Origin of the sequence: Bordetella genomosp. 7 (assembly GCF_002261415.1) — a bacterium.
Taxonomy (GTDB): domain Bacteria; phylum Pseudomonadota; class Gammaproteobacteria; order Burkholderiales; family Burkholderiaceae_B; genus Bordetella_A.
The window spans coordinates 137841-155135 of the sequence record NZ_NEVI01000019.1; the positions used below are offsets into that span (position 1 = coordinate 137841).

General features: G+C 65.5%; 14 protein-coding genes. 7 read left to right on the forward strand and 7 right to left on the reverse strand.

Features of this window, described 5'->3' with window-relative positions; all coding sequences use genetic code 11:
• Window positions 1-29 precede the first annotated feature (29 nt).
• The 6 genes from CAL18_RS15055 to coq7 form a co-directional block, all read right to left on the reverse strand.
• Window positions 30-1166: a glycosyltransferase family 4 protein gene (locus CAL18_RS15055; protein WP_094797337.1), complete on the reverse strand. Its 1137-nt coding sequence runs from the start codon at window positions 1164-1166 to the stop codon at window positions 30-32.
• The gene (gene murJ, locus CAL18_RS15060) at window positions 1166-2527 is read right to left on the reverse strand and encodes a murein biosynthesis integral membrane protein MurJ (protein WP_094797262.1); all 1362 of its coding nucleotides are present in this window, start codon (window positions 2525-2527) and stop codon (window positions 1166-1168) included. The genes CAL18_RS15055 and murJ overlap by 1 nt, the downstream gene beginning before the upstream one ends.
• Window positions 2528-2533: 6 nt before the next feature.
• Window positions 2534-3559 carry an SDR family oxidoreductase gene (locus CAL18_RS15065; RefSeq protein ID WP_026638829.1) on the reverse strand — a complete coding sequence of 342 codons (1026 nt, stop codon included), beginning with the start codon at window positions 3557-3559 and terminating at the stop codon, window positions 2534-2536.
• A gap of 9 nt (window positions 3560-3568) precedes the next feature.
• Window positions 3569-4843, reverse strand: coding sequence for a Vi polysaccharide biosynthesis UDP-N-acetylglucosamine C-6 dehydrogenase TviB (gene tviB, locus CAL18_RS15070; RefSeq protein ID WP_026638830.1), 1275 nt, complete (start codon window positions 4841-4843; stop codon window positions 3569-3571).
• Between the two features lie 101 nt (window positions 4844-4944).
• A complete protein-coding gene (locus CAL18_RS15075) occupies window positions 4945-6039 on the reverse strand; it encodes an MraY family glycosyltransferase (RefSeq protein ID WP_026638831.1) in 1095 nt (364 codons plus the stop codon).
• A 679-nt stretch (window positions 6040-6718) separates the two neighbouring features.
• On the reverse strand, window positions 6719-7396 hold the full coding sequence (gene coq7 / locus CAL18_RS15080) for a 2-polyprenyl-3-methyl-6-methoxy-1,4-benzoquinone monooxygenase (RefSeq protein WP_026638832.1): 678 nt from the start codon (window positions 7394-7396) through the stop codon (window positions 6719-6721).
• Between the two features lie 112 nt (window positions 7397-7508).
• Between coq7 and CAL18_RS15085 the strand changes: the two genes are divergently transcribed.
• Genes CAL18_RS15085 through CAL18_RS15095 form a run of 3 tightly spaced genes read left to right on the forward strand, consistent with a single transcriptional unit; the run spans window position 7509 to window position 9466 of the window.
• The gene (locus CAL18_RS15085) at window positions 7509-7949 is read left to right on the forward strand and encodes an OsmC family protein (protein ID WP_026638833.1); all 441 of its coding nucleotides are present in this window, start codon (window positions 7509-7511) and stop codon (window positions 7947-7949) included.
• 29 nt (window positions 7950-7978) lie between these two features.
• Window positions 7979-8950, forward strand: a complete 972-nt coding sequence (locus CAL18_RS15090) for a thymidylate synthase (RefSeq protein ID WP_026638834.1) — start codon at window positions 7979-7981, stop codon at window positions 8948-8950.
• A 21-nt stretch (window positions 8951-8971) separates the two neighbouring features.
• Window positions 8972-9466 (forward strand): dihydrofolate reductase, encoded by a 495-nt coding sequence (locus tag CAL18_RS15095; RefSeq protein ID WP_026638835.1) that lies wholly within the window; start codon window positions 8972-8974, stop codon window positions 9464-9466.
• Between the two features lie 12 nt (window positions 9467-9478).
• Here CAL18_RS15095 and CAL18_RS15100 read toward each other — a convergent pair whose 3' ends face one another.
• Window positions 9479-10891, reverse strand: coding sequence for a PLP-dependent aminotransferase family protein (locus CAL18_RS15100; RefSeq protein WP_026638836.1), 1413 nt, complete (start codon window positions 10889-10891; stop codon window positions 9479-9481).
• A 205-nt stretch (window positions 10892-11096) separates the two neighbouring features.
• Between CAL18_RS15100 and CAL18_RS15105 the strand changes: the two genes are divergently transcribed.
• The 4 genes from CAL18_RS15105 (at window position 11097) to CAL18_RS15120 (ending at window position 17295) form a co-directional block, all read left to right on the forward strand.
• Window positions 11097-12422: an aspartate aminotransferase family protein gene (locus CAL18_RS15105; RefSeq protein WP_170940368.1), complete on the forward strand. Its 1326-nt coding sequence runs from the start codon at window positions 11097-11099 to the stop codon at window positions 12420-12422.
• 4 nt (window positions 12423-12426) lie between these two features.
• Window positions 12427-13914 (forward strand): CoA-acylating methylmalonate-semialdehyde dehydrogenase, encoded by a 1488-nt coding sequence (locus tag CAL18_RS15110; protein ID WP_026638838.1) that lies wholly within the window; start codon window positions 12427-12429, stop codon window positions 13912-13914.
• Between the two features lie 223 nt (window positions 13915-14137).
• Complete coding sequence (locus tag CAL18_RS15115; protein ID WP_094818209.1) at window positions 14138-15649, forward strand: M81 family metallopeptidase; 1512 nt, start codon at window positions 14138-14140, stop codon at window positions 15647-15649.
• 80 nt (window positions 15650-15729) lie between these two features.
• Window positions 15730-17295 (forward strand): ABC transporter substrate-binding protein, encoded by a 1566-nt coding sequence (locus CAL18_RS15120; protein ID WP_026638840.1) that lies wholly within the window; start codon window positions 15730-15732, stop codon window positions 17293-17295.

Genomic DNA, 17295 nt, shown 5'->3' on the forward strand with positions numbered 1-17295 from the left:
GCTTATATGAGTTGTACCGGGCAAGGCTGTCAGCGCCCCGGCTTGCGCACATCGTCGAAAAGCTCATGCCACAGGCCCAGTACGTGCCGCGCCGAAAACCGTTCGCGGGCCTCGATGGCGCGCGCGGCCAGCGCCTGCCGGGCAGCGTCATCGCCCATCAGCCCCGACAGGGCCGCCGCCAGGGCCGGCACATCGCCGTTGGGCCGCACCAGCAGGCCATCCACACCATCGCGCACCACTTCGCGCGGCCCGGTATCGCAATCGAAACATACCGCCGCAAGCCCGCTGGCCAAAGACTCCAGCAAGGTGTTCGACAACCCCTCGAACCGGGAACTGAGCACATACAGATCGGCGCTGCGGTACCAGTCGCCCACATTGCCGACGCGGCCAGGCATCGACACACGCGCCTGCAGCCCCGCGGCATCGACCATTGCCTGCAGGCTCTGGCGCTCGCCGCCTTCACCCAGGATGACCAGATCCCAATCCGGATGCCTGCCCGCAATGCGTGCATACGCCTGGATGAGCAGGTCGAATCCCTTGTCCCGGTGCAAGCGCCCCACTGCAAGCAGGCGGCGCCGGCCCGGCGAGGGCGGCGGCAGCAGCACGGGCTCGGCATGCTGCAGGGGCCATTGCACCGGATTGGGAATCACCGCAAGCCGCGAGCCCGGCACATGGCGTGCCAACCAGTCGGCGGTGCCCTGGGTCAGGGCCACCACCCGCGCCGCGCGCGGATACGTCCAGCGCCGCAGGCGCTGCCACAGGCCCGACAGCGTCTGCGACGGCGGGTGTGTATGTTCGGTGGCGATCACCTTGCAGGGCAGCCCCCGGGCAGCCATCACCGCCAGCACCGATGCGGTGGTCATCATGGCCAGCACAATATCGGGCTGGAACTGCCGCATGACGCCACGCAACACACGTACACGCCGCAGGTTGCCCAGCAGGCCGCGCAACCCGCCACCAGCGCCTTCGGTATGCAGCACCTCGCGCCGCACGGCCGGATGCAGCGTATAGGCGTCGTTGGTGGCATCGGCCTGCGTGGCGACCATTACGTGCCAGCCTGCCTGCGCCCAATGCGCGCTGAGGTCGGCGGCCACGCGCTCGGCCCCGCCGCCATGCAGCGAATGAATGAAGATCAGCACGCGCGCGGCGTCGTGGGGCGTGTGCATCATGCGCTCTCTTTGCGTGGAGACGGCTCGTGCGGCCGCCATGCCGCCACCATATAGCAGGCGAACGACAGGGCGTACATCAGGCTGGTGGCCAGCATGATGCCCGCGGTGCCCATGCGGGGCGCCAGCATGGCATTCATGATGACCTTGAGCAGGAAATTCGCCACGGCGATCAGCGCCATGACCCGGTAGCGGTTCTGGCTGGCCAGCAACTGCACCAGGATCAGCACGCCAAAATAGAACGGCAACTGCAGCAACCCCCAGCGCAGCACCTGGGCCACTGCCTGGGTGTTTTCGGCAGTGAAAGCGCCTCGCTCGAACAGTAGCGCCACGCCCCAGGGCGCCAGCAGCCATGCCACCGCCACGACTGCGGCGCCGGCGCCCACCATCAGCACCGACCACTTCAGCGCCATCACGCGAGCGCGTTGCGCATCGCCGCGACTTTGCACGTCGGCCAGCACCGGCAGCGCGGCGCGCCCCACCGACACCGCGCCGATGCCCAGCAGCAATGACAGCAGACGGGCGGCATATCCCAGCGTGGCGTTGGCGTTATCGCCCAGATTGGCCGCCGTGTATTGATCGAGCGGCCCGACGAAGCTCATGGCCACCTGCCCCACCAGCATCACGCCTGCCGCGCCCATCAGTTCGGGCCAGTGCGGCGAGCGCAGTGTCAGCACCGGCGCCCCCCAGAAACCGTTGTCGGCGCGGGCAGCCAGCCAGGCCAGCCACACCGCCTGGATGGCATAGCCCACCAGCGTGCCCCACAACAGAGGGCCCACGTCGTCGGCGGACACGGCGGCCAGCATCACCCACGCCAGCGTCACTACCGCGGGCATGCTGTCGAGCAGCGTGTTGACGTGCCGCTCGTGCGCGCGCAGACGGGCGCCGCTTATTCCGGCCATCAGCAACAGCACGGTCACCGGCACGAAAGCGTAGAGCAGCTGCGTGCTCATGGCGGCAACCGGCCCGGACAGGCCGCTGCCCAGCCAGCGCAACACCCAGGGCCAGGCCAGCGCGGTCAGCGCAGCCAGCGCCAGCCCTCCTGCCAGCACCGCTCCCTGCAATTCGCGTATGAAGTGTTCGCGATCGGCCCGCTCGCTGCGCTTGAGCCGCACCAGCACCGGAATCAGCACCACGCCCAGCACCCCCACGATGGTGGCGGGCAGCCAGTTCGCGATGGTCATGGTGAACTGGTACGCGTCCACGGCATCGCTGATGCCATAGCGGTACGCAACTGCCATTTCCTTCAGGGCGCCGGCGGCCTTGCCCAGCACCAGAAAGACCGCCACCCGGAAAGCGCCGCGGAAAATGCGTTGATGATCCGGGTGGATGGCGTTGAAGCGGCGGATGAGCGCTTTCAAAAATTGCTAACGCAGAGACTGCGTATACCAAGGCATGGCGGTTTCCAGCCCGCGCAGGATATCGTAGGCCGGCTGGTAGCCCAGCAGCCGTCCCGCCTTGCCGATATCGGCCTGCGAGTGACGCACGTCGCCCGCGCGGAAATCTGCATACACGGGCTGCTTGTCGTACTTCACACCCTGGCCGGCCAACGCCTTGGCCAGGTAGCGGAACAGCTCGTTCAGCGTGGTGCGGCCGCTGTACGCCACGTTGTACACCTGGTTCAGGCCATCCTGCGGCGCCAGCGCGGCCAGCAGGTTGGCCTGCACCGCGTTCTCGACAAAGCAGAAATCCCGGCTGGTCTCGCCGTCGCCGTTGATCACCACGTCATCGCCGCGGATCATGGCGGCCGTCCATTTGGGGATCACGGCCGCATAGGCGCCGTCCGGATCCTGGCGCTTGCCGAACACGTTGAAATACCGCAGGCCCACGCTGGCCGTGCCATACGAACGCGTGAAAACGTCGGCATACAGCTCGTTGACGTATTTGGTCACGGCGTACGGCGACAGCGGATTGCCGATGGTGTCCTCGACCTTGGGCAGGCCGGGATGGTCGCCATAGGTGGAGCTGGAGGCGGCGTAGACAAAGGTCTTGACCTTGGCGTCGCGCGCGGCCACCAGCATGTTCAGAAAACCGCTGATGTTGACTTCGTTGGTGGTGATCGGATCGTTCAGTGAGCGCGGCACCGAGCCCAGCGCCGCCTGGTGCAGCACATAGTCGACCCCATCGGCGGCCCGCCGGCAGGCGTCCAGGTCGCGGATGTCGCCTTCCAGAAAGGTAAAGCGGGCCCATTGCGCCGGCTCTACCGCGCTGCGCACCTCGTCCAGGTTGCGTCGGTGGCCGGTCGCGAAATTGTCCAGCCCCACTACCGTCTGGTCCAGCCCGAGCAGCGTTTCCAGCAGGTTCGAGCCGATGAAGCCGGCGCACCCGGTAACGAGCCACTTGCGCGGCGACTGGCGCAGGTCCTGGCGGATGCTTGCGTAGCGATCGCTCATGCGGGCTCCTTACAGGCGCAGGTCGGATTCTTCGGGCGACAGCACGTACTTCAGGTCGTACAGCACATGTTTGGCCTTGCCCAGCTTGCGGATGGCCGCGGCGCCCATCTTGACGAACTGGTTGTGCGACACCGCCAGGATGATGGCATCGTACTGGCCGTCTTCGGGCCGGGCCACCGGCGTGATGCCGTATTCGTGTACGGCTTCCTGGGGATCGACCCAGGGGTCGTAGACATCGACGTCGACGTTGTAGTCGCCCAATTCTTTCACGATATCCACGACACGCGTATTACGCAGGTCGGGGCAGTTTTCCTTGAAGGTCAGGCCCATGACCAGCACGCGCGCGCCCTGCACGTGGATGCGCTGCTTGGTCATGCACTTGACCAGCTGCGACACCACATAACTGCCCATGGCGTCGTTCAGCCGGCGCCCGGCCAGGATGATCTCGGGGTGGTAGCCGATGGCCTGCGCCTTGTGCGTCAGGTAATACGGATCGACGCCGATGCAATGCCCGCCCACCAGGCCCGGACGGAACGGCAGGAAATTCCACTTGGTGCCCGCCGCCTTCAGCACGGCCTCGGTATCGATGCCCATCTTGTTGAAGATCAGGGCCAGTTCGTTGATCAGCGCGATGTTCACGTCGCGCTGCGTGTTTTCGATTACCTTGGCCGCCTCGGCCACGCGAATGCTCGATGCCTTGTGCGTGCCGGCCGAGATGATCTCGTTGTACAGCGCATCGACCAGGTCCGCGACTTCGGGCGTCGAGCCCGACGTGACCTTCTTGATGGTGCTGACGCGGTGTTCCTTGTCGCCCGGATTGATGCGCTCGGGGCTGTAGCCGGCGTAGAAGTCCTCGTTGAATTTCAGGCCCGACACGCGTTCGAGCACCGGCACGCAGTCTTCTTCGGTGGCGCCGGGGTACACGGTGGATTCGTAGATGACGATATCGCCGCGCTTGAGCACCGAGCCGATGGTTTCGCTGGCCTTGACCAGCGGGGTAAGGTCGGGCTGCTTGTATTGATCGATGGGCGTGGGCACCGTCACGATGAACACGTTGGCCTTGCCCAGTTCGGCGCGGTCGGCCGTGTAGGCAAGATGCCTGGCCTCTGCCAACTCGGCGTCGTCGACCTCGAGCGTGTGGTCGTGGCCCGCCTTCAGTTGGTCGATGCGCTTGGTGTTGATGTCGAAGCCGATGACCGGACGCTTCTTGCCGAACTCTACGGCCAGCGGCAGCCCGACATAGCCCAGGCCCACCACGGCAAGTTTCACTTCATCGATATGCAAGATAGCTCTCCCTTTGCCGCGATCGGTGCACGGCGTTCAAGATAGGAATGGGGAATTGTAAACACGGCTCGCAGGCCCGCTGCAGGGTGTCCAGGCACGGCTCAGTGCGCGCGCGGCAACAGCAGCCAGCCCGGCCGGCGCCAGGAAACCAGACGCACATACAGCCAGATGTAGGCGGCAGCGAACACGCCCAGGCTCAGGCAGAGGATCCAGGCGTTGTCCCACCATATGGTGGCCGGCACCAGGCCGATCAGCGCCAGCACCCACATATAGGGCGAGGCCAGCGCATTGCACAATGCCGGCACCGCATGGCGACGCCGGCGGCTGAACGTGACCCGCACCAGGCGCCGGAACACCAGCTGGTGCAAGTGCAGGGCGTCCGGCTGGTCTACCGGCACGCCACGCTTGAAGCGGCGTCGCCAGATGGAGAACCCCGTTTCGAATACAGGATAGAACAGCACCGCCAGCGCGTAGAACGGCGACACCGACGGGTTGCGCACCACCAGCAGCACGGCCAGTTCGGCCAGCATGAAGCCCAGGAAATACGCCCCGCCATCGCCGAGGAACACGCGTCCGAAAGGGAAATTCCAGACCAGGAACCCCACCGTGGCCGACGCCAGGGCGGCGGCGATCATCGAAATGGGCAGGTCGCCCACCTGCAGCGCCACGAGCGCGATGGACACCGCCATCAGCGTCGCCACCATGCCCGCCAGGCCATTCATGCCGTCGACGATGTTGAGCGCGTGGGTACAGCCGCCGACCGCGAACATGGTGAACAGCAGCGACACCGGCCAGAACGCCAGCACCCAGTCGACGGGCGCGATGCCCACGCGGCTGACGCCGCCCAGCAGCCACCACGCAATGGCGGCCGACAGAAAAGCGGCCAGCAGGCGCTTGCTGGCGCCGATGTCCTTGGTAATGTCTTCGAGCAGCCCCGCCACGAAAACCGGCATCACGGCGACAAACAATGCCGGCCACAGCCAAGTGAGCGTCATGTTGCTGGGGCCCAGCACCAGCAATCCGGCAAGCGAGCCCGCCAATACGGCCAAGCCGCCTACACGCGGTGTGGCGCGCGTATGGGATGCCTGTGGCTTGCTGAGGTCGCTGTCGCCAGTGAAGGCGCCATGCCAACGCTCGGATGCCACGATGAGCCCCCCCACCGTGAACGCCGCCACGCAGATGTACAGCCAGGTCACGGAAACACCTTAGTCGGGTCGAATTTCATGTAGCTCGACATTATCGGGAGCGCGTGTAACCGCCCTATATGAGAGACCTAAACAAGTGCAAGTCCGCCACACAGAACGTAACGGCGGACGCATGCGCCCCCCGCAGAGAAATTCATTGTAATTGTTTCCCCGGTATTACTACATGGGATTTTAAGGGTAAACACTTAATATCCGACGCGGGTCGCCTACCCTGCCGCCACAATGGACCATAAATAGGGACACACCAATCCCAGGCAAAAAAAAGCCCGAGATCTTGCGATCTCGGGCTAAATCCACCAAAGGAGGAGGGTGGAGGAGACAACCTTGGCATGCTGGGGTGAACACTGCATCAGGTTCGACCGCTACGCATCGGGGTTTGGCACCGCGCCGCTGCGTTTTCAACATCCATGACTGAATCGTAGCGCATAATTTTGTGCGATGCAAGATTCTTTTATCGTTGATCCCGCAATGTTGTGCCGTCGCCGCAAAACGGGGCCCAACGGTGGCTCAGCAGGCAAATATGCTGCGATTCGGGCGATGAAAAAGGGTAAACCCTTGCGGGGTTACCCTAGATTTTTCAAAGACTTAGCGCAAGTGGCCGGCGACGCATGGAGTGCCGCGCGGGGTTGCTGCTGCATTGCAGCAGTCAACTCTGGCCGGCGCGGGCTCGTCAGACCCAGTAGGCGGTAGAGGTCATGACGCGCGACATCGCCCGCATGGCGGCCCGCACGGGCGCCGGCAACGGCACGCCCCCGGCCTGCTCGGCGCTGTTGCGGTGCTGGACTTCGTCGGCCTTCATCTGGGTGACGATCTGGCGCGACCGCTCGTCCGTTTCGGGCAGGCTGCGCAGGTGCCCGTCCAGATGCGCTTCCACCTGCCGTTCGGTTTCGGCCATGAAACCCAGGTTGCGGGCGGTGCCCGCGACACTGGCCAGGGCCCCCAGGGTAAACGACCCCGCATACCACAGCGGGTTGAGCAGGCTGGGGCGGCTGCCGAGCTCATCGAGGCGGCGAGCGCACCACGCCAGATGATCGACCTCTTCGGAAGCCGCTTGCTGCAGCAGCTTGCTGACCGACGCTTCGCGGCAGGCGGCCGCCTGGCCCCGATACAGCGCCTGGGCGCACACTTCGCCCACATGGTTGACCCGCATCAGGCCGGCGGCGTGCCGCTTTTGCGCGTCGGTAAGCGGAGGCTGGGGTTCGGGTGCGGTGGCCGGATAGGGCCGTGCCGACGAGGCGGTTCCGGACAACACGCGCAGCGCACGGTCGACCTCGGCGATAAGGGGGTCCAGCGGGCCGCGCCGGCGCGAAAAAGGCGTGAAACCGGAAGACGGATTGGCTGCGGGCATGAATAGACTCCTGGGGTTACGACCACCCTGCTGCAGGGCGGGGCTCTCCATCAGGGATTGTAGCTAACGGGTATTATCCGTACTTGTTTGCCTTCAAGTTCAAGGACTACGCATGGAATGCACCATCAACTGGGGCGGCCCCGACGGCATGCTGTTCGTGGCCAGCACCGGCAGCGGCCACATAGCCACCATGGACGGCGCGGTCGAGGGCGGCGGCCACAACCTGGCTCCCCGGCCCATGGAACTGCTGCTGGCGGGCACCGGCGGGTGCACCGCCTATGACGTCGTGCTCATCCTCAAGCGTGGCCGCCACGCCGTCACGGGCTGCACGGTCAAGCTGTCTGCCGAACGCGCCGAGACCGACCCCAAAGTATTCACCCGCATCCATTTCGCTTTCACGGTCACCGGCCGCAACCTGCCACGCGCGGCCGTAGAACGCGCAGTGCAGCTGTCGCACGAAAAATATTGCTCGGCCTCTGCCATGCTCGAGAAAACCGCCGAGCTCGGCTTTTCGGTCGATATCGTCGATACCCAGGAACCGCAGGCTGCCTGAGCCGGTCCGCCTTCGGCGGACGCATTGCCATGAAACAATATCTCTCGCTCGTCCAGTCCATTCTCGACCACGGCTCGTGGCAGGAAAATCGCACTGGCATCCGCACCCTGTCGTTGCCGGGCGCCGCGCTGCGCTTTGATCTTCAACAGGGCTTTCCCGCCGTCACCACCAAGAAGCTGGCGTTCAAATCCGCGGTAGGAGAACTGGTGGGCTTTCTGCGCGGCGCGCGCAGCGCGGCAGACTTTCGCGACCTGGGCTGCAAGGTATGGGACCAGAACGCCAACGAAAACGCCGCCTGGCTTGCCAACCCGTACCGCGAAGGGCCCGACGACCTCGGTCCGGTGTACGGTGTGCAGTGGCGGCGCTGGCCGGCCTACAAGCTGCTGCCGCTGGCCCGCGGCGCGCAAATCCAGGACGCGCTCGACCGGGGCTATGCCAAGGTTGCCGACATCAATGAAAACGGCGCGCCGCACGTGCTGCTGTACAAGGCGGTGGACCAATTGCGGCAATGCCTGGACGCCATCCACCGCACGCCGCAAGACCGGCGCATTCTGTTTCACGGATGGAATTGGGCCCAGATCGAAGAAATGGCCCTGCCGCCCTGCCACCTGCTGTACCAGTTCCTGCCCAACGCATCCACGCGCGAGATCTCTCTGTGCCTGTATATCCGGTCCAACGACGTGGGGCTGGGCACGCCGTTCAACCTGACCGAAGGCGCGGCCCTGCTGCACCTGGTGGGCAGGCTCACGGGGTACACGCCGCGCTGGTTCTCTTACTTTATCGGCGATGCGCATATTTATGAGAACCACCTGCCGATGCTGCGCGAACAACTCACGCGCGAGCCGCTCGAGGCGCCCAGGCTGGTGCTGTCCGACCGCATTCCCGATCACGCCGTCACGGGCCGCTACGAGCCCGAATGGCTGGAGCGGGTCGAGCCCGGCGACTTCGCGCTCGAAGGCTACCGGCACCACCCTCCCCTGACGGCTCCCATGGCCGTCTGAGCCGCAAGCGTCTTTGTTGATATGTCCGTCTCTCCGCGCCTGACCCTGGTCGTAGCCTATTCCGACAACCGCGTTATCGGACGCGATAACGCCTTGCCCTGGAAGCTGCCGGGCGACCTGGCGCACTTCAAGCGCACCACGCTGGGCAGCCCCATCATCATGGGCCGCAAGACCTGGGAATCGCTGGGGCGGCCGCTGCCGGGCCGCGCCAATATTGTCATCAGCCGCAATCCCGCCTACAGCGCGCCCGGCGCGCAGGTGGTGCCCGACCTGGACGCAGCCGTCCGGGCCTGCGGAAACGTCGACGACGCGTACGTCATAGGCGGCGCGCAAATCTACGCCCAGGCCCTGGCGCGGGCAGCGCGCATCGTGGCTACCGAAGTCCATGCGCAGGTAGAGGGCGACGCGTTCTTTCCGTACCTGCCCTCGTTTGCATGGAAAGAGATCTCACGCGAAGCGCAGCCCGCCGAAAACGGCTACGCGTACGACTTCGTGGTGTACGAAAGCCAGCGCTGACGGCGGCGGCGCCTACCCGGACGCCCCCGCGCCCTGCAGAAAGCGCCACAGCTCCGGACCCTGCGAGTACGCCACGTTAAAGCGTATCCAGGGCACATCTTCTGCGGCCGGGTCGAAATACGAACCGGGCGCCAGCCATACGCCATGCTGCAACGCCCGTTCGGCCAGCACATTGGCTCCCCTGGACGCATCGGGCAGCCGTGCCCACAGAAACAGGCCCGCCTGCGGCCTTGCCCACACTGTCATGTCGAGGGCGTCCATCTGCTGGCACACCGTGGCGTGCGCCTGTGCCAGGCGCTCGCGGGTGCGCGTGATGTGGGCGCGGTAGCGGCCCTCGCGGATAACCTGGTGCACGACGCGCTCCATGATCTCGGGCGACGTCAGCCCCGCGGCCATCTTGGTGCGCGCAATATCCCGCATGACATCCCGGTGCGCGACCACGTAGCCCACCCTTACCGACGGGCTGATCACTTTGGAATACCCCCCCAGGTAAACCACCCGCTGCGCGCCGTCGAGCGCGGCCAGCATGGGCGCGATACCGGGCATCAGTTCGCGCGAGATGTCATCTTCAATGATCCAGAAATCGTGCTGCTGCGCAGCCTGCAGCACCCGGAAGGCATTCGACATGCTCATCGTCGCGCCGGACGGGTTCTGCAGCACAGTGTTGACAAACAGCGCACGGGGCCGGTGCGCAGCGGCCAGGCTCTGCAAGGCCTCGCAGTCCAGCCCGTCGGAGGTGCGCGGCACGCTGACGATGCGCAACCCCGCCAGCCGCAATAGCGGCAACAGATTCGCGTAACAGGGTTGCTCCACCGCCACCGTATCGCCAGGACGCAACAGCGTGCGGATCACCAGGTCCAGCCCATGCGTGACGCCCTGGGTCAGGGCCACCTGGTCCACCGCGACTTGCAGCCCGTGCGCGGCCAGGCCGGAGGCCACACTTTCACGCAGCGGCACATAGCCGTAGGGCTGCCCGTAGCCGGCGATACGTAAGGCCGGCACGCGGCTCAGATGCCGCAAGGCCTGGTGCAGCCCTTCTTCGTTCAGCCATTCTCCAGGCAACCACCCGCAACCAGACTTGATGGGTATGGAATGATCGGCGTAGATGTCAGACAGCAGCCAGCCCGCGCCCAGCTTCGGCGGCTGCCAGGGTGCAGGGTCGGTAGGCGCCGCCCGCGCCTGGGCCGCCACACGGTAGCCGGCGCCGGGTCGGGCGCTCAGCCACCCCTGCGCCACCAGCCGGCCATACGCGCTGGCCACGGTAAACGTACTGACCTCGTATTTGCGGGCGAATTCGCGCACCGACGGCACGGGCATGCCGGATCTGAGCCATTGCCCCTGGATGGCCTGCGTATAGGCCTGGACAATCTGGTCAACCAGGGGCGGAGCCTGCTTGCGCGATCGGTTGGGCTGGAAGTCGAACATGGGCACGGCTCGCGGATACTGGGCAAAGGGACCAGGCAATGAAACCAGCACAGTTTATTGATTATGTACTGTACAGTTAGCCCATTTTACGCAGATCGTATATTTTCTTACTCGCGCGAGCCGGTGAGAATGGCCTGGAACCTGCCCGCGGCGCGCCCATCTCATACCCGAGGCGCGCGCGCAGGCCATTACTGGAGCCCGCACCATGAACGCCCCCAACGGTCTGCCCGATCTTTCTCATCTGTGGATGCCGTTTACCGCCAACCGGCATTTCAAGTCCCAGCCCCGCCTGCTGGCCAGCGCCAAAGGCATGTACTACACGTCTGTCGACGGTCGCCAGATCCTCGACGGCACTTCCGGGCTATGGTGCGTCAATGCGGGCCACTGCCGCGACGAAATCGCCCAGGCCATCGCCAAACAGGCTGCCTCGCTCGACTACGCCCCCGGCTTCCAGCTGGGCCACCCACAGGCATTCGAGGCCGCTTCGGCGGTCGCCGGAATCATGCCGGCCGGCCTGGACCGGATATTCTTCACGAACTCCGGATCGGAATCCGTGGATACCGCGCTGAAAATCGCGCTGGCCTACCACCGCGCGCGTGGCGACGCGCAACGCACCCGGCTGATCGGGCGCGAGCGCGGCTACCACGGCGTGGGCTTTGGCGGCATTTCGGTAGGCGGCATATCGCCCAACCGCAAGACTTTCTCGGGGGCGCTGCTGCCCGCCGTCGACCACCTGCCGCACACGCACAGCCTGGAACACAACGCGTTCTCGAAAGGCCAGCCGGCCTGGGGCGCCCACCTGGCCGACGAACTCGAGCGCATCGTGGCGCTGCACGACCCGTCGACCATCGCCGCCGTCATCGTCGAACCCATGGCGGGCTCGACCGGCGTGCTCGTGCCGCCGCAGGGCTATCTGCAGCGCCTGCGCGACATTACGGCCAAGTACGGCATCCTGCTGATCTTCGATGAAGTCATCACGGGTTATGGCCGCCTGGGCGCCGCCACCGCCAGCGAATGCTTCGGCGTGACGCCCGACCTCATCACCATGGCCAAGGGCATCAGCAACGCCGCGGTGCCCGCCGGCGCGGTGGCCGTCAAGCGCGACGTGCACGACGCCATCGTCAACGGCGCGCCGGGCGGCATCGAGTTCTTCCACGGGTACACCTATTCGGCGCACCCGCTGGCCACGGCCGCCATCCTGGCCACGCTCGACATCTACCGCCGCGAAGACCTTTTCGCGCGGGCCCGCAAGCTGGCGCCGGCCTTCGAGGCCGCCGCCCATTCTTTGCAGGGCGCGCCCAATGTGATCGATGTGCGCAACATCGGGTTGGTGGCCGGCATCGAGCTGGCGCCCCGCAAGGACGCCCCCGGCGCGCGCGCGGCCGAAGCCTTCCACAAGTGCTTCGACAGCGGGCTGATGGTTCGCTATACGGGCGATACGCTGGCCGTGTCGCCGCCCCTGATTATCGAAGAAGCGCAGATCGATCAGATATTCCAGTCGATCGGCAACGTGTTGAAGGAAATCGCCTGATCTCATGAAGAAGCTCTCTCACTATATTGGCGGCCACGCCTACGAAGGTCGCAGCGGCCGCTACACCGAAGGCTTCAATCCGGCCACGGGCGAAGTCGCCAGCTCGATCCCGCTGGCCTCGCCCGAAGACGTCGACGCCGCCGTGGCGGCCGCGCGAGCGGCTTTCCCGGCCTGGTCCGAAACGCCCGCGCTCAAGCGCGCGCGCATCCTGTTCAAGTTCAAGGCGCTGCTCGATCAGCACCAGGACGAACTTGCCGCCCTGATCACGGCCGAGCACGGCAAAGTCCTGTCGGACGCGAAGGGCGAAGTCGTGCGCGGGATAGAAGTCGTGGAATTCGCCTGCGCCGCGCCGCAATTGCTCAAGGGCCAGTACACCGACCAGATCGGCGGCGGCATCGACAACTGGAGCATGCGCCAGCCGCTGGGCGTGGTGGCCGGCATTACGCCGTTCAACTTCCCCATGATGGTGCCCTGCTGGATGTTTCCGGTAGCGCTGGCCTGCGGCAACACCTTCGTGCTCAAGCCTTCCGAACGCGACCCCTCGGTATCGCTGCGCCTGGCCGAACTGCTGAAAGAAGCGGGCCTGCCCGACGGGGTGTTCAATGTGGTGCAGGGCGACAAGCAGACAGTGGATGCGCTGATCGCGCATCCCGATGTCGAGGCGCTGTCTTTCGTGGGCTCGACACCCATCGCCGAATACATCTACGCCGAAGGCTCTCGCCGGGGCAAGCGCGTGCAGGCGCTGGGCGGCGCCAAGAATCACATGGTCGTCATGCCGGATGCGCAGCTCGACCAGGCGACGGACGCCCTCATTGGCGCGGCCTATGGTTCCGCGGGCGAGCGGTGCATGGCCATTTCCGTGGCCGTGGCGGTAGGCGATGTCGCCGACCAACTCATCGAGCGTCTGGAGCCGCGCGTGCGGGCGCTGGTGATCAAGAACGGCATGGAGCCCGACGCCGAGATGGGGCCGCTGGTCACCGCCCAGCACCGCGCCAAGGTGCTGGGTTACATCGAAGACGGCGTCGCCGCGGGCGCCAGGCTGGTCGTGGATGGCCGCGAACCGCGCTTTGACGGCAAGGGTTACTTTCTGGGCGGCACGCTCTTTGACCACGTGACGCCGCAGATGAACATCTACCGTGAAGAAATCTTCGGGCCGGTTCTGTGCGTGGTACGCGTACCCGACTTCGCCTCGGCGGTCGAACTGATCAACGCGCACGAATTCGGCAATGGCGTGGCGTGCTTCACGTCGGACGGCGGCGTTGCGCGGGCATTTGCCCGGCAGATCAAGGTGGGCATGGTCGGCATCAACGTGCCCATTCCGGTGCCCATGGCATGGCACTCGTTCGGCGGCTGGAAGCGTTCGCTGTTCGGCGACCACCATGCCTACGGCGAAGAAGGCGTGCGTTTCTATACGCGCTACAAGAGCGTCATGCAACGCTGGCCCGACAGCATCGCCAAGGGCGCCGAATTCACCATGCCCGTCGCGAAGTAAACGCGGCCGCAGCGCTGGCGCGACGCGCCAGGCCAGGCGCACGGCCAGCCCGCAATAGGGCCGGGCGTGCGCTGGCGCGCGCTCGCGCCCCCGATCCATGCGGCCTGCATATCGCTGCCGCGCTACGGTCATCCCTTATTGCCCAACCCGAAAATCTTCAGCAGAATCGCTTTATCCGGATTTCTTCCACGCGTTCGCAAGCCCCATCAAGGATCATTCGACGATGCGCATCGGGATAGGCGGGTTCCAGCACGAAACCAATACATTCGCGCCATCGCGCGCCACTTGGGAAGAATTCGCCGACAAAGGCGGAGGCTGGCCCAAGCTGGTGTCCGGGCCGGCCATGTTCGACGCCGTGGCGGGCGCCAACATCCCGGTCGCGGGCTTTATCGACGCCATGCGCGAACACACGCTGCTGCCCACTACCTGGGCGGCCGCCAGCCCTTCCGGCCCTGTCACGCGCGACGCCTACGAGCGCATCGGCTCCCTGATCCTCGACGGCCTGCGCCAGGCCATGCCGCTCGACGCCGTCTATCTCGACCTGCACGGCGCAATGGTTGCCGAACACCTCGACGACGGCGAAGGCGAGCTGCTGCGCAGGGTGCGCGCCCTGGTGGGCCCCGCCGTTCCCATCGTGGCCAGCCTCGACCTGCACGCCAACGTCACGCGAGCCATGATCGCGCATGCCGATAGCCTGGTCTGCTATCGCACCTACCCGCACATCGACATGGCCGAAACCGGCCAACGCGCGGCGCAGCTGCTCGACCGCCGCCTGCATGGCATGCCGCGCCCCTACGTCGCGCTGCGCAGCATTCCCTACCTGATCTCGCTTTGCTGGCAGTCCACCGATATCGAACCGGCTCGCAGCCTGTACAAGCTGCTCGACGATATCGAAACCCGCGAAACCGTCATCAGCCTGTCTTTCGCCACCGGATTCCCGGCGGCCGATTTTCCCGAATGCGCACCAACCGTGTGGGCCTACAGCGACACCCAGGCCGACGCCGACGCAGCGGCAGATGCCATGGCCCGTGCCGTGCTCAACGCCGAGGCCGACTTCGGCGGCAAGATCCACGATCCCGACGAAGCCGTGCAGGCGGCCATGGCCATGGCACGCCAGGCGCCCAAGCCTGTCATCATCGCCGACGTCCAGGACAACCCCGGCGCCGGGGGCAGTTCCGACACCACGGGCATCCTGCGCGCATTGCTGCGGAACGGCGCGGCCAATGCCGCCATCGGCCTCATCGTCGATCCGCAGGCCGCGCGGGCTGCGCATCGCGCAGGCGTCGGCAACACCGTCCGGATCGCCCTGGGTGGGCACTCCGGCATTCCCGACGACACCCCGCTCGACGCCGAGTTCGTCGTCGAAAAAACATCCGACGGCCGCTTCGACACGCACGGCGCCTTTTATCGCGGTTTCCACATGGATCTCGGCCCCAGCGCGTGCCTGCGCCTGGACGGCGTGCGCATCGTCGTGGCCTCGAACAAAGTGCAGATGGCCGACCAGGAAATGTTCCGCTTTGCCGGCATCGAGCCCACGCGCCAGGCCATCCTGGTGGTAAAGAGCTCGGCGCACTTCCGCGCCGACTTCACGGACATCGCCCACGCCATCCTGGTATGCGCGGCGCCGGGCTCCATGCTGATGGACGCCGCGCAGCAACCATGGACACGGCTGCGGCACGGCATCAGAATGGCACCTTGCGGTCCCGCTTTTTCCGCCCGCACGGCCATTGCCTGACCCTGGCGCGCCGCCCCGGCGGCGCGCCAGTTCAATCGGCGGAATCCTCCGCCGACCCAACGACTTGAAGGGGAATCTCCATGCTGAAGCTAGTTCGTGCGGCCGCCCTGGCCGGTGCCACGCTCATGGCGGCAGGCGGCGTCCACGCCGAAACCGTCATCCGCGCGGTCATGCATTCGCCGTTGCGCCTTACCGACCCCCATGCCACCACGGCGTACATCACGACCTGGCACGGGTACATGATCTACGACACCCTGCTGGCTACCGATGCCAATAACAAAGTCCAGCCGCAGATGCTCGAAAAATGGGAAGTCTCCGACGACGGCAAGACCTACACCATGACACTGCGCGACGGCCTCAAGTGGCATGACGGCCAGCCGGTCAAGGCCGAAGATTGCGTCGCCTCGATCAAACGCTGGGCCGCCGGCGACGGCATGGGCCGCACGCTGCTGAAGTTCGTCTCCAGCATCGACGTGGTCGACGACAAGACTTTCCGCATCGTCATGACCGAACCCACCGACCTGGCATTGCGCGCGCTGTCCAAGCCCACGGGCACGGCCGCCTTCATGATGCCCAAGCGCATTGCCGAAATTCCCGTCGGCACCCCCATTACCGACATGACCGGTTCCGGCCCGTTCAAGATCGCCGAGTTCAAGCCGGGCGTCACGACGGTGTACGTCAAGAACCCCGATTACGTCCCCCGCAAGGAACCCGCCAGCGCACTGGCCGGCGGCAAAGTGGTCAATATCGACAAGGTCGTCTGGAACGTCATGCCCGATGCGCTGACCACCGCCAATGCCCTGATGGGCGGCGAGATCGACTACGTCGAACAGTTTCCGTACGACCTGCTGCCCATGCTCGACGGCAATTCGGACTTCAAGGTCGAATCGCTCAGCCCCGTCGGCTACTTCACGATGTACCGCTTCAACTTCAAGTACCCGCCCTTCAACAACAAGAAGATCCGCCAGGCCGCAATGTATGCCGTGGGCCAGGAAGACGTGATGAAGGCGCTGGTGGGCAATCCCAAGTACTACCAGACCTGCGCGTCGCTGTGGGGTTGCGGCACGCCGTACGAAAGCGATATCGGCAAGGACATGGTCGTGCCGTCGAATATCGAGAAAGCCCAGGCCCTGCTCAAAGAGGCCGGCTACGACAACACGCCCATCCTGGTCATGCACGCCACCGACGTAGGCACGCTCAGCCCGCAGCCGGTGGTCATGGCCCAGGCGCTGCGCAAGGCGGGTTTCAACGTGAACCTGGCCGCCATGGACTGGCAAACCGTCGCCACCCGCCGCGCCTCGAAGGCGGCGCCCGACGCCGGCGGCTGGAACGTTCACAACACCAACTGGTATGCCACCGACATCATGGACCCGGTCCGCTCCGCGCCCGCCTCGGCCAATGGCGACAGCGCCTGGTTCGGCTGGCCCGACTTCCCCGAGATCGAAGCCCTGCGCACCAAGTTCGCCCTGACCTCCGACCCGGCCGAACAAAAGAAGATCGCCGACGAAGTGCAGCGCATCGGCATCGAAGAAGGCCTTTACGTTCCGCTGGGCCAGATGTCGGTTCCCACCGCGTATTCGGTCAAGCTCAGCGGCTTGGTACACGCGCCGATCATGGCGTTCTGGAACGTCAAGAAGGCGCCTTAG

Coding starts and splice junctions, on each gene's coding strand:
- CAL18_RS15055 (WP_094797337.1), bottom strand. CDS start 1,166: ATGCACACGCCCCACGACGCCGCGCGCGTGCTGATCTTCATTCATTCG.
- CAL18_RS15065 (WP_026638829.1), bottom strand. CDS start 3,559: ATGAGCGATCGCTACGCAAGCATCCGCCAGGACCTGCGCCAGTCGCCG.
- coq7 (WP_026638832.1), bottom strand. CDS start 7,396: ATGCCCGCAGCCAATCCGTCTTCCGGTTTCACGCCTTTTTCGCGCCGG.
- CAL18_RS15085 (WP_026638833.1), top strand. CDS start 7,509: ATGGAATGCACCATCAACTGGGGCGGCCCCGACGGCATGCTGTTCGTG.
- CAL18_RS15090 (WP_026638834.1), top strand. CDS start 7,979: ATGAAACAATATCTCTCGCTCGTCCAGTCCATTCTCGACCACGGCTCG.
- CAL18_RS15095 (WP_026638835.1), top strand. CDS start 8,972: ATGTCCGTCTCTCCGCGCCTGACCCTGGTCGTAGCCTATTCCGACAAC.
- CAL18_RS15100 (WP_026638836.1), bottom strand. CDS start 10,891: ATGTTCGACTTCCAGCCCAACCGATCGCGCAAGCAGGCTCCGCCCCTG.
- CAL18_RS15105 (WP_170940368.1), top strand. CDS start 11,097: ATGAACGCCCCCAACGGTCTGCCCGATCTTTCTCATCTGTGGATGCCG.
- CAL18_RS15110 (WP_026638838.1), top strand. CDS start 12,427: ATGAAGAAGCTCTCTCACTATATTGGCGGCCACGCCTACGAAGGTCGC.
- CAL18_RS15115 (WP_094818209.1), top strand. CDS start 14,138: ATGCGCATCGGGATAGGCGGGTTCCAGCACGAAACCAATACATTCGCG.
- CAL18_RS15120 (WP_026638840.1), top strand. CDS start 15,730: ATGCTGAAGCTAGTTCGTGCGGCCGCCCTGGCCGGTGCCACGCTCATG.